Below are 13,041 nucleotides of genomic sequence, written 5' to 3'. Positions count from 1 at the left end.
TTATGACACAACTAAGTCATTATATACTAGAATCTTAACCTTTAAAATACGTATTCATAATTCTTAGGTAACATTTTCTTAACCTTGAGTGCCTTTCTTTGCGCGAGAATCTAAATAACCGATGAAAAAAGTATTTGTTCTATTTGCCCTAGTGATAACTTCCTTGTCATTTGCACAAGAGACCAGCTCTATTAAAGGTAAAATTTTGGACGGTGAGTTCTATAACGAGCCTCTATTAATGGCCTCTGTTTCTTTGGACGATGCCACTTTTTCTACACAAACCAACTTTAGAGGTAACTTTGAATTCAATGATATAGCCCCTGGCAAGCACAATATTCTTGTTCAATTCATGGGATACGAACCTATGCGACTAGAGGTTTTGGTAAAAGAAGGGGAACAGGCTACAATTTTAGAAACACTTTATGCCAAAAATTTACCAATGCCTTCTTCTACTAAAGTAAGTTCCGCATCTGCCGAGACGGAAACCGCATTGGAGTTGGCCGTAAATAAAACCAAGTAATATTAGCACATTTTTTAGTCGATTTTTATTCTTTAAAAATTGACCAATACGTGCTTTTAAAAATCTATTTCAAAAGAAAAGTAGTATTTTCATCAACAAAACTTGGTTTCTTTGAAAGTATTAATCATCATTGCATGAAATACGATTTTAACTTCATAACCTTATGTTAACCTGAATGATAATTTATAGTATCATTTTTGTTCCTTATTTAATTTTTTGATGGGCGAGAACATATATTTATTCATGATTATTGCATTGGCCGTACTGGCCATAACCGATTTAATTGTAGGTGTCAGTAATGATGCCGTCAACTTTTTAAATTCAGCAATAGGTTCAAAAGCAATTTCCTTTAAAACCATAATGATCGTTGCCAGTGTTGGTATAGCCTTTGGCGCAATATCATCTAGCGGCATGATGGAAGTTGCCAGAAAAGGAATCTTTAATCCGTCAGAATTTGTGTTTGCAGAAATCATGATTGTCTTTATGGCCGTTATGATTACGGATATATTATTACTGGATTTTTTCAATACCCTTGGTATGCCCACATCAACAACAGTTTCCATTGTTTTTGAACTATTGGGTGCGGCCGTAGCAATATCGCTTGTTAAAATATATTCTGGCGATGGTAATATTACACATTTAACCGACTATATAAATACAGATAAGGCCACCGAAATTATCATTGGAATCCTATTATCGGTCGTCATTGCTTTTACCATTGGTGCCATTGTTCAATTTTTTACAAGGGTTTTAATATCCTTTAAATTCAACGAAAAGCCAAAGTGGGTAGGTGCAATCTTTGGTGGTATGGCCATCACTGCGATTATATATTTCATATTGATCAAAGGTCTTAAAGGCACTTCGATCATTAGTCCTGAGGCAGCTATGTTCATTGCCGAAAATCCAGAATTATTTCTTTTAGGAAATTTCGCTTTATGGTTTGTACTTTCTTGGGCAGCAACCACTTTTCTGAAGTGGAATATTTATACTGTAATTATCATTTTAGGAACTTTTGCCCTGGCCATGGCGTTTGCAGGTAATGATTTGGTAAACTTTATTGGGGTTCCATTAGCTGCTTATGAATCTTTTTTAAGTTGGTCAGAATCTGGTCAATTAGCTTCAGAATACAATATGAAAGGACTTGCGGTCGCTGTACAGACACCAACGTATCTATTACTGGCATCTGGTATAATCATGGTGGTTACGCTATGGTTTTCATCTAAAGCAAAAAATGTTGTTAAGACTAGCGTGGATCTTTCTAGACAAGATGAAGGGGAAGAGCGTTTTGAGCCCAATTACCTGTCTAGGCAAATTGTTAAATTCTCCATTAAAGCTTCAGAAAATTTAAACGGATTAATTCCCGTAGCAATTCAAAATAGAATCAACGAACAATTTATTAAGCCAACATCATATGCCCAAAAAGCAAAAGCTAAAGATCAGCCTGCTTTTGATTTAATTAGAGCTTCCGTAAATCTAATGGTTGCCAGCGTATTGATCTCTTTGGCTACATCGTTAAAACTACCATTATCTACAACTTACGTAACCTTTATGGTTGCTATGGGTACATCTTTGGCAGATAGAGCTTGGGGATCGGAAAGTGCGGTATATAGAGTTGCGGGTGTGCTTAATGTTATAGGCGGATGGTTCTTTACCGCCATTGTAGCGTTTGTAGCTGCAGCGATCATTGCTTATGTTATACATTTAGGAGGTATTTGGGCAATTGGAGCCTTATTGATTTTAGCCTTTATCTTAATTGGCAAGAACTACTTATCACACACCAAAAAATTAAAGGAAACCAAAGAAGAGGAAATCTTACAACGTGCAGAAAGCAGTTCTATTCAAGGGGTTATTGAGGAAAGTGCCAAGAATATTGCAAACGTCGTTAAAAGAGCCAACAAAATATACTCGAACTCCATTAACGGACTTGCGAAACAAGACTTAAGCTCTCTTCATAAAAACAAAAAGCAAGGCGCCAAATTGGCCAACGAAATTGAAGACCTAAGAAACCACACCTTCTATTTTATTAAAAATTTGGAAGAAGCACATATAGGTGCCAGTAATTTCTATATAAATGCCATGGGTCACTTGACAGATATTTCACAATCATTGGAATATATTGGTAAGGTAAGTCACAAGCACGTTAACAATAACCATAAAAAATTAAAGTATAACCAAATCAAGGAACTGAAGCAAATAGATATTAAACTTGCCGAAATTCTAGATAATACCTATCATGCTTTTGACGAAAGATCATTTGAGAAAATAGGTAACATTCTTAATAACAAACAAGAATTATATGATTTGGTATCCCAAAAGATAAGCCTTCAGGTTGAGCGCACCAGGTCAGAAGAATCCAGTCCTAAAAACACTACGCTATATTTTACTATCTTACTAGAGACTAAAGATTTGATGACGGCGACCATGAACCTTCTAGAGCTATATTACAAGGAACATGATGCCGATGTTAAACCGGCAACATTAGACTAAAGGAGATACACTTTAAACAACACGTTTTATGAAATATGTTTTGCTATCCGTTTTCTTGCTACACGGGGTATTAAATTATGCTCAAGAAATTACAGGAACTCAGTTATTAGAACGCACCATTGCCTATCATGATCCAGAAAATAACTGGTCTAGTTTTAAAGGTAAAATGCTCATTGAAATGGAAAACCCTAAAAGCAGTCCACGTAGCACTGTGATTGAAATGAAGCTGCCTCACAACTATTTTAAATCTACAGTTAAAAAAGACAATTATACTATTGAATCTGAATTGGACAATGGTGAATGTACATTGAAATTGAACGGCAGTACTTCTATATTCCCAAAGATTAAGGATAGCTTGAATATTAGCTGTGATCGAGCTAAGATGATGAAAAACTATTATACCTATCTATATGGTCTCCCTATGAAATTGAAAGATCCGGGTACTATAATAGATAATAACGTAGTTAAGAAGATTTTTAAGGGAAAGGAGTATTTAGTATTAAAAGCCACGTATGAAAAAGAAGTAGGTAATGATACTTGGTATTTTTACTTTGACCCTAAAACCTACGCCATGGAGGTATATCAGTTCTTTCATGATGAAAGTAAAAATGATGGCGAGTACATTCTACTTTCAGAGATGATTACGGTAAACGGCATTAAAATTCCTAAAGTACGTGCATGGTATTATAATAAAGGTGATGTATACCTAGCTACCGATAACCTACGTAAAGCGAATTCACTATAATTAGATAGTGATATACTAAATTCAGTATATTCTCAGTTATTGAATGAACCCTAATTCATTCTTAGCATGAGAAAGAGTCATTATATACTACTGATACTGGTTATTACCCTAGTTCTTTTTGATATTGATCCTATGTATGCCGGACCTGGCGGAACTGTGGTGAAGGCAATTTTTAAGACCTGGTGGGGAAAAGTACTTTTAAGCATTATTGGAATTATATTTTTTCCTCTTACTATCTACGTTTATTTCAGGGAATATTTTGCCGTTAAAAACTGTAAAAAAGAATTATTGGAATTAGGCAAAAGAAATAAAGATTTCTCTTGGCTCAATTTAGACAAGAATGTACGTAATATTTTCAATAGGGTGTATATCGCTTGGAATAATCAAGACTTAAAAGAAGCCTCTAGCTACATTAGTCATTGGTACTGGCAAAATCAGCAATTGGTGCATTTGGACGAATGGAAAAAAGAAAACCTAAGAAATGTTTGTAAAGTAGATGGCATAAAATCTGTTAAACCATTATATCTTGAGATTTCAGAAGATGAAGGTCTAGAAGGATCAAGAATTGCCTTTCTAATTACTGCCAATATTATGGATTATCTAAAAGATATTGACACCCATAAGATTGTTCAGGGTAGTAGTAAATTTGATGAAGAAGAAAAAATTTGGGTAATGGAATATACTAATGGACAATGGGTACTGGACGATATTCAGGACGGCCAGCTTTCCCTTGCATTCGCAAAGACCAAAAATATAATTCCAGCAAACATAGCGCCAGCGAGTTAATTACTGGGATTCTTGGAGTACTATCTATAAAAATTCATTTCATCCATATATTTCCAAACCTCTGGTGGTAATAATGGCTTAATGTTTTTACCGTTTTTATGTTCCTTTCGTATAAACGTGGAAGAGATTTCCATAATAGGAGCATTTACCCGATGTATCTTTGCATGGTCTTGAAATTGATGTTCTATAGCACCTTCTGAAATTCTAGGGTATATATAAATGTTATACAGATCTAAAATAGCCTCATAATTCTTCCATTTATGCAGCCCTTTTAAATTATCCTCACCCATTATCAACGAGAATTCATATCCATTTGGGTACTTTTCTCCCAAATGAACAAGTGTATTTATCGTGTAATTCGGCTGGGGTAAGTTAAATTCAATATTACTAGGTTTTAGCCTATCGTACTCTTTTGTGGCTTCATATACCATCTCGAATCTTTGATGGTTGTCTAAAAGCGTTTTCTTGGTCTTAAACGGACTTTGTGGGGTTACAACGAACCAAACCTCATCCAAATCAGAAAACTCCACCATATGGTTCGCAATGACTAAATGACCAATATGAATAGGGTTAAAGGTACCAAAGTATAATCCTACCTTCTTCATAACATACTAGTCTTTGTCTTCAGAAACAAAATCTGCTACTAGATCTACCGCTTCTTTTAGAGCCACATCAAGATCATAATTTTTAATAATCTTATCAAATTGAGGTGCCGTCGCCAATTCTACCGATGCCTTTGCAATACGCATGTTAATTTTGTCTTCACTCTCGGTACTGCGTTTCTTAAGTCTTATTTTAAGCTCATCAACACTAGGGGGTTTTACAAAAACCGCCAAGGTCTGTTCAGGAAATTTCTTTTTAATACGTAATCCGCCAACAACATCAATATCAAAAATAACGTTCTTGCCTTCTGCCCATAAACGTTCTACCTCACTTTTAAGCGTACCATAGAAATTATCCCTATAAACTTCTTCCCACTCCAGAAAATCATCATTTTTAATATGATTCTTAAATTCTGAAACCGACATAAAGTAATAATGCTCCTTGTTTTTTTCTTTCCCCCTTCTTGGGCGTGAAGTCGCAGAGACCGAAAAAGCCAAATTCAGCTCTGGTTGCGCCAATAAATGCCGAACAATGGTAGTTTTGCCACTACCCGATGGCGCAGAAAAAATGATTAGTTTACCGCCTTTCATCTATAATACGTTTAACATTTGTTCTTTTATTTTCTCTAGCTCATCTTTCATTTGCACCACAAGCTGTTGCATTGGAGCAAAGTTGGCCTTAGACCCAATAGTATTGATCTCACGACCAATTTCTTGAGAAATAAACCCTAATTTTTTACCATTACTATCATTTGAACGTAATGTTTTACTAAAATAATCCAAGTGATTGGCCAGCCGAACCTTTTCTTCTGTGATGTCATATTTTTCTAAGTAATAAATAAGCTCTTGCTCAAACCTATTTGCATCAACATCAGCTTTTATATCTTGCACCGCCTTTTCTAATCGCTCACGTATTGTTGCCTGTCTATCTGGGTCAATTGCAATCACCTCTTCCAACAATTTTTCCAAAGAAGCTATTCTAGCTAAAAAATCCTTTTCTAAAACACTGCCTTCTTCGGATCTAAATTCATTGATCTCTTTTAAAGCACCTATTAAAGCTTCCTTAATGGCTTTATACTCCTCTTCATCAATATCTTCCTTATCAGTCTTCATGGCATCGGGAAAACGCAAAGCCATTTCCAATAATCTAAGATCATCACCAGAAGCTATATTCTTTAATTGATTCATGTATTGCTTAACCGCTATTTCATTTACCTGAGTAGAGGTTTCATTACCGGTAAGTTCCACGTACAAGTTAAAATCTACCTTTCCACGTAACAAAGAATTAGCTACCAACTTTCTAAGTTCTAACTCTTTTTCACGATAACTGGAGGGCATACGCGCATTTAAATCAATACTCTTACTGTTAAGTGATTTGATTTCAACGGTAATCTTTTTATTAGGTAACTGAACTACATGCTTACCGAAACCGGTCATGGATTGAATCATAAATTCATTTTAAGATTAAGACAAAGGTAAGGTAATTGAAAAATCTAATGTAAAAACCTATTAACATACATATGTAAAGAAGGAGTAAACAAAAGCGAACTCTTGTTTACTCCTCAATTATTAAATTATTTGTTTTAAAGCTCCCTAACCCAAATATTACGGAAACTTACGCGACTATCGTCGCCATGATCTTGTAACATTAAAGGTCCTTTGCCGTGTGGTGGGTTTTTTGGCCATCCAATATATGGCGTAGTACCTTTTAGTTCAACATGGTCTTGAACCAACACGCCATTATGGATTACGGTGATATCGCCAGATTTTATTTTACCGCCATCTTTGTTGAATACCGGTGCGTGATAAATAATATCATAAGTATTCCATTCCCCTGTTGGCACAGAAGCCATAGCCAACGGCACGTGTTGCTTGTATATAGAAGCTACTTGCCCATTTACATAGGTTGGGTTATCATTTTGATCCAATACCTGTACTTCATAAATACCATTTAAAAACACACCGCTATTGGCTCTATTTTGCCCTTCTCTCTGCACCGGTAAAGGAGATTTCCATTCTATATGCAATTGTACATCTCCAAAATTTTGCTTGGTCTGTATGTTTCCGGTCTTATCATTTACCGTCATACTGCCATCTTTGTTCAAGTGCCATTTAGCAGCCGTACTATCATTTGTACTTATCCAATTATTTAAGTCTGTACCATTAAAAAGCACAATGGCATCACTTGGGGCAGACCCAACTTCGCCAGGTTTAACAACAGGCACTTTGGGTTCATAGAATTCAGTTTCTTCCGGTTTTGTAGGCTCCTCGCCCATATACTCCTTATTTACGATCACACTATCTTTAGCCTGCATAGTTTCTACAACATCGGTAGATACTTTTTCTTGGCAAGACACCAAAACCAAAATAGCCCCCAACATCATTAAAGTGTTATTCTTTCTCATAATCTAATGCTATTAAAGTTGTTTAATTTTAATATTTCTAAAAGACACTACATTGTGGTGGTCTTGCAAACCAATTTTACCAGTGGTATACTTTCCAAATCCGTCCCATCCGGCAAATTTAGATTTTGCAACCATAGCGTCCCATTCATCGTTAGCTACCGGAAAAGTTACCATTTCTTCACCGTTCAAAGTAACACTACCCTTATGCTCTTTGTGGTTCACCGTAATGACCATCGTATTCCATTCACCTACTGGTTTGGTTGCATCTTTGGCAGGGGCAACCATATCATACAAAGCCGATGCTTGGTGCGTTGTACCCGCTTTGGCATCTGGATGCTTATCGTTATCTAAAATTTGAATTTCGGGACCGGTTTGATAACCCGTGCCAAATTTCTCATCTTCGCTTACACCCCAAAATACACCACTATTACCTGCTTCCGATATTTTCCAATCAAGTGTCAAAACAAAATCGTTATACTCTTTCCTGGTAACCAAATCATGGTTTTTTTGTTCTTCACCTTCCGCTGGTGGCGTATATACCAAGGCATCACCTTCAATTTTCCATGCATCACTTACGCCGTCAGTCTTAAACTCTTTCCACTGATCTAACGAAGTACCGTCAAACAGTACTTCCCATTCATTTTCAACGACTTCAACTTCTTCTACTACTGTAGCGTTTACCGTTTCTTTCTTTTCTTGCTTACACGACATCATTGCCAATAAACAAGTGGCACTTACCAATAACTTCTTCATTTATCCTCTTTTTTAAAGTCCTAACATTTTCTTCAACATTTCCTTATCTATTTCCGCACCGGCAAAATCATCAAAGGTCTTCTCAGTGGCCTCAATAATATGGTCCGAAATAAATTTAGCCCCTTCACGAGCACCTTGCTCCGGACTTTTAATACAGCATTCCCATTCCATTACTGCCCATACATCACATCCGTATTGCGTCAATTTAGAAAAGATGGTCTTGAAATCTATCTGTCCATCACCCAAAGAGCGATATCTACCAGCTCTATCTCCCCAATCATTAAATCCACCAAACGCACCTTTCTTACCTGTTGGGTTAAATTCTGAATCCTTTACATGAAAAGACTTTATAAACTCATGGTAATGATCTATATAAGTGATGTAATCTAACTGCTGCAATACAAAATGACTTGGATCATAAAGAATATTAACCCTTTTATGATTTCCCGTAGCCTCTAAAAAACGCTCAAAAGTATCGCCATCATGTAAATCTTCGCCTGGGTGAATTTCATAACATACATCTACACCTTCTTTATCAAAATGATTTAAGATCGGCAACCATCTATTTGCCAATTCCTCAAAGCCCATTTCCACTAAACCGGCTGGTCTTTGTGGCCATGGGTGCATAGTATGCCATAGTAACGACCCAGAAAAAGTTGCATGTGCGTTTAGCCCTAATCTTCTACTGGCCGTAGCGGCTTTTTTAACCGTTTCTACTGCCCACTCTGTTCTTGCCTTTGCATTGCCACGTACATTATCGGGCGCAAAAGAATCGAACATAAGGTCATACGCAGGGTGTACCGCTACCAATTGACCTTGAAGGTGTGTTGAAAGTTCTGTGATTTCTAAGCCATATGAGTTTACTTTTCCCTTTAGCTCATCGCAATAGGTCTGACTTTCGGCCGCCTTGTCCAAATCGATTAGGAAACTTTCCCATGTAGGAATCTGAATTCCTTTGTAACCAAGGTCAGATGCCCATTTACACATTCCGTCAAGGGTGTTGAAAGGGGCTTTACTGTCTACAAACTGTGCCAAAAATACGGCTGGTCCTTTGATTGTTTTCATAAAAATTTACTGTCTGTTGTTTGATTTAGTTGTTGAAAAAGACACATTAAATGCATCAATTTATCTTATATTTAAGAATTGAATAGTGTTCTTCTCAATACTTTAAAGATTTGCTATAAATATAGGGAATACCATCAGAAAAAGATAAAAATTGAAGCATGAATCAAGATGAAATATTCGACGCAATCGTAGTCGGCACAGGAATAAGTGGTGGCTGGGCCGCTAAGGAATTAACAGAGAAGGGCTTAAAAACACTTGTCTTGGAACGTGGCCCTATGGTGAAGCATATTGAAGACTATCCTACCATGCACGATGACCCTTGGGATTACCTGTTAAAAGGTCAACTTTCTAAAGAAGATAAAGAAAAATACCATATTCAAAAACGGGTAAATTGGGCACCTACAGAAGATTCTAAACATTTTTTTGTCAATGACCTGGAACACCCTTATGTAGAGACCAAACGCTTTGATTGGATACGTGGATATCAAGTAGGCGGTAGATCACTTACCTGGGGTCGACAAAGTTACCGTTGGAGCGATATTGATTTTGAAGCCAACAAAAAAGAAGGTATTGGCGTAGATTGGCCCGTAAGATACAAGGATATTGCGCCTTGGTACGATAAAGTTGAAGAATATATAGGTGTAAGCGGTGAGGCCTTAGGGTTAGATGTGTTACCTGACGGAATTTTTCAACCTGCCATGAAATTAAATTGTGTAGAAGAGGATTTTAAAAACAACGTTGCAGAAAAATTCGAAGACGGAAGATTGATTACCATAGGTAGGGCTGCACACATTACCGATCCCAATGCCACTTTTGAAGGTCGTGGTACTTGCCAAAACAGAGATCGTTGTTGGCGCGGCTGCCCATTTGGCGGTTATTTCAGTAGTAACTCATCAACATTACCGGCAGCGGAACGAACCGGAAATATGACCCTTAGACCAAACTCTATAGTGTATGAGGTTATCTATGATGATAATACCAAAAAAGCAACAGGCGTAAAAATTATAGATGCAGAAACAAATGAGAAAATTGAATTTAAGGCAAAGGTGATTTTTTTATGCGCATCTGCAATGGCATCGGTCGGTATTCTATTACAATCCAAATCCAAACGCTTCCCGAATGGATTAGGAAACGATTCTGATGCTTTGGGAAGAGGAATTATGGACCACCATTATAAATTAGGTGCTACGGCAAAAGTTGATGGCTACCTAGACAAATACTATAAAGGAAGGCGAGCCAACGGGTTTTACATACCACGTTTTGTAAACTTGAACGAAAAAACAAAACGGAATGGATATTTACGAGGTTTTGGCTACCAAGGCACGGCCAGCAGGGGAGATTGGTCAAAAGAAATTGGAGAACTTTCATATGGTAAAGACTTAAAGGAGTCTGTATTGAAACCAGGTCGCTGGACCATTGGCGTAACGGGATTTGGTGAGTTTTTACCCTATGATGATAATAGAGTAACCCTAAGCCCTACCGAAAAGGACAAATGGGGTTTACCTCAACTAGCTTTTGATGTAGAGTTTAAAGAGAACGAGTATAATATGCGTGAAGACATTAAAAAAGAGATTGTTACCATGTTCAAAGCTGCAGGCTTTAAAGATGTAGCTTCTTATGAAGAGTCTAGCGGACCAGGTTTGGGCATTCACGAAATGGGTGGCGCCAGAATGGGGCACAGCGCAAAGACCTCCATAATCAACAAGAACAACCAAGTACATTTAGTACCTAATGTGTATGTAACGGATGGCGCTTTTATGTCTTCGTCTAGTTGTGTAAACCCATCATTGACCTATATGGCATTTACTGCCAGAGCTGCAAACCATGCAGCCGAACAGTTAAAAGAAGGTAAATTTTCTTGATACTGAAATTTATTATAAAGAATAGCGTTTACTACAAACTAAACATTACAGAAAATATTAATCTATGGAGAATGCATCGGCAAGAAACATGTGGGGAAGTTATTTAAAAAACCACTTGGAAGACGTTTTTCACGAAACGCCTAAAACTATGTATTTTGGCAACAATGAAACCAACGCCAATGAGAATGCCAATTTAATTAAAACCGGTGTTAAAAAAGCGATTACACATTCTTTGTTAGGCCTACAAAACCATCATGAACCCTTACCCAAAATAGGAGACTACATTGTGGTAACCAATTATAGTGGTGAAGCACAATGCATAGTTGCTACCACCGCAGTTACAATTAAACCTTATTTTAGTATTGATTCGGCTTACGCCCAACTTGAAGCAAACGGGGATAAAACGTTAGAGTACTGGAAAAAATACCATTGGGACCTTTTCAGTAGAGAGTTGCAAAAATTCAATAGGGAACCTAGGGAAAGTATGATCGTTGTCTGTCAAGAATTTAAAATGGTACATTCCTAGTTTTTCATTTTACAACATAAAAAAGAGCCGCAAAATGCGGCTCTTTTATTTTCTACTATATAATGGATTAGTTTTCTAGAGCTACCCAATTATTACCGCTTTTGTGCGATTCTACAGTGGCTTCTATGAAATTCATACCGCGAACACCATCTGACATGGTGGGGAACTCGCCATCATTGTAATCTTCTCCTCTAATGGCCTTTGCAACACCTTTGTAAATATTTGCCATAGAATCAAATATACCTTCAGGATGACCTGCTGGCAATTTTGTTCCGTCCAATGATAATTCAGAGTTATAGGCATGACCAGGCTTATAAACTTGTGTAGGCTCCGTATCACTTAATTTATATAAAAAATTAGGTCGTTCTTGCTCCCATCTAAATGCTCCCTTTTCACCATAAATAGCAATAGCCAAACCATTTTCCTCACCTGTGGCCACCTGACTACCTCTAATAACACCTTTTACATGATCTCCCATGCGAATAAGTACGGTACCATCAACATCCATTTGATTGTCTTCGTATAGGTAATTGAAATCACAAAGTAGCTCTTTAACTTTTAATCCGGTAGTATATTCTACCATATTAAAAGCATGAACACCTATATCACCCATACAAGAACTAATACCCGCTTTTTTAGGATCCAATCTCCAAACTGAAGATCTTTTCTCTTTATCATGTATAATGGTATTGATCCACCCTTGGTAATAAACGGCATCAACCTTATGTATTTTACCCAAAGCACCTGCCTTGATCATTTCACGCATTTGACGTACCATTGGGTACCCGGTATACGTATGTGTCAAAGCAAAAACGGTACCTGCTTTGGCATGTGCCTTTTGTAAATCCTTTGCTTCCTCTAACGTTGTGGTCATTGGCTTTTCACAAATAACGCTAAAACCATTGTCCAATAACTTCTTTGCCATTGGGTAATGCAAGAAATTTGGTGTTAGAACAGAGCACACCTGTATACGCTCATCTTCAGGCAATTTCAACTCCTCTTCTATAAGGGTGTCAAAATCTTTGTATATTCTATTTAAGGGCACATCTATTTCCTTTGCAAATGCAATACTAGCGTCATGATCCGGATTGAACACAGCACCTGTAATTTGGTAATTGTCATTAATAAAAGAAGCTACTCTATGTAAAACTCCTATAAGTGAATCTCCTCCTCCACCTAATATTCCTAATCGTATTTTCTTTGGCATTTTTGTTGTTGTTTAAATTGAAAATAATATTTACTAAAATTTGTTGGATTACTATTATCTATTTTGAAATATTGAAGCCATTT

General features: G+C 36.9%; 13 protein-coding genes. 6 read left to right on the top strand and 7 right to left on the bottom strand.

The window, feature by feature from the left end:
* Nucleotides 1-121: 121 nt before the first annotated feature.
* From YQ22_RS09340 to YQ22_RS09325, 4 genes are all read left to right on the top strand, one after another.
* Entirely contained in the window at nt 122-520 is a 399-nt protein-coding gene (locus YQ22_RS09340) for a carboxypeptidase-like regulatory domain-containing protein (RefSeq protein ID WP_071340981.1), read from the top strand.
* 219 nt (nt 521-739) lie between these two features.
* Nucleotides 740-3,007 (top strand): inorganic phosphate transporter, encoded by a 2,268-nt coding sequence (locus YQ22_RS09335; protein ID WP_071340980.1) that lies wholly within the window; start codon nt 740-742, stop codon nt 3,005-3,007.
* 28 nt (nt 3,008-3,035) lie between these two features.
* Nucleotides 3,036-3,752: a DUF6503 family protein gene (locus tag YQ22_RS09330; RefSeq protein ID WP_071340979.1), complete on the top strand. Its 717-nt coding sequence runs from the start codon at nt 3,036-3,038 to the stop codon at nt 3,750-3,752.
* 66 nt (nt 3,753-3,818) lie between these two features.
* Nucleotides 3,819-4,538, top strand: coding sequence for a hypothetical protein (locus tag YQ22_RS09325; protein ID WP_071340978.1), 720 nt, complete (start codon nt 3,819-3,821; stop codon nt 4,536-4,538).
* Between the two features lie 20 nt (nt 4,539-4,558).
* On the opposite strand, the gene nadD is transcribed toward YQ22_RS09325, so the two are convergent.
* The 6 genes from nadD to YQ22_RS09295 all read right to left on the bottom strand — a co-directional run bounded on the left by nadD (nt 4,559) and on the right by YQ22_RS09295 (nt 9,363).
* Nucleotides 4,559-5,143: a nicotinate (nicotinamide) nucleotide adenylyltransferase gene (nadD, locus tag YQ22_RS09320; protein ID WP_071340977.1), complete on the bottom strand. Its 585-nt coding sequence runs from the start codon at nt 5,141-5,143 to the stop codon at nt 4,559-4,561.
* A 6-nt stretch (nt 5,144-5,149) separates the two neighbouring features.
* Complete coding sequence (gene gmk / locus YQ22_RS09315; RefSeq protein ID WP_071340976.1) at nt 5,150-5,731, bottom strand: guanylate kinase; 582 nt, start codon at nt 5,729-5,731, stop codon at nt 5,150-5,152.
* Nucleotides 5,732-6,589, bottom strand: coding sequence for a YicC/YloC family endoribonuclease (locus YQ22_RS09310; RefSeq protein WP_071340975.1), 858 nt, complete (start codon nt 6,587-6,589; stop codon nt 5,732-5,734).
* Between the two features lie 134 nt (nt 6,590-6,723).
* Nucleotides 6,724-7,545, bottom strand: a complete 822-nt coding sequence (locus tag YQ22_RS09305) for a 3-keto-disaccharide hydrolase (protein WP_071340974.1) — start codon at nt 7,543-7,545, stop codon at nt 6,724-6,726.
* Between the two features lie 12 nt (nt 7,546-7,557).
* A complete protein-coding gene (locus tag YQ22_RS09300) occupies nt 7,558-8,298 on the bottom strand; it encodes a 3-keto-disaccharide hydrolase (RefSeq protein WP_071340973.1) in 741 nt (246 codons plus the stop codon).
* A 12-nt stretch (nt 8,299-8,310) separates the two neighbouring features.
* Complete coding sequence (locus tag YQ22_RS09295) at nt 8,311-9,363, bottom strand: sugar phosphate isomerase/epimerase family protein (protein ID WP_058104395.1); 1,053 nt, start codon at nt 9,361-9,363, stop codon at nt 8,311-8,313.
* A gap of 158 nt (nt 9,364-9,521) precedes the next feature.
* Here YQ22_RS09295 and YQ22_RS09290 point away from each other — a divergent pair, with 158 nt between their 5' ends.
* Together YQ22_RS09290 and YQ22_RS09285 are read left to right on the top strand one after the other, a co-directional pair.
* On the top strand, nt 9,522-11,225 hold the full coding sequence (locus tag YQ22_RS09290; protein ID WP_071340972.1) for a GMC oxidoreductase: 1,704 nt from the start codon (nt 9,522-9,524) through the stop codon (nt 11,223-11,225).
* Between the two features lie 64 nt (nt 11,226-11,289).
* Entirely contained in the window at nt 11,290-11,751 is a 462-nt protein-coding gene (locus YQ22_RS09285) for an ASCH domain-containing protein (RefSeq protein WP_071340971.1), read from the top strand.
* A gap of 67 nt (nt 11,752-11,818) precedes the next feature.
* Here YQ22_RS09285 and YQ22_RS09280 read toward each other — a convergent pair whose 3' ends face one another.
* Nucleotides 11,819-12,958 (bottom strand): Gfo/Idh/MocA family protein, encoded by a 1,140-nt coding sequence (locus YQ22_RS09280; protein WP_071340970.1) that lies wholly within the window; start codon nt 12,956-12,958, stop codon nt 11,819-11,821.
* Nucleotides 12,959-13,041 lie beyond the last annotated feature (83 nt).

Source organism: Maribacter sp. 1_2014MBL_MicDiv, from assembly GCF_001865655.1.
Taxonomy (GTDB): domain Bacteria; phylum Bacteroidota; class Bacteroidia; order Flavobacteriales; family Flavobacteriaceae; genus Maribacter; species Maribacter dokdonensis.
Note: the sequence above shows the minus strand (reverse complement) of the source record. Positions and strands in the feature narration are given on the sequence as shown.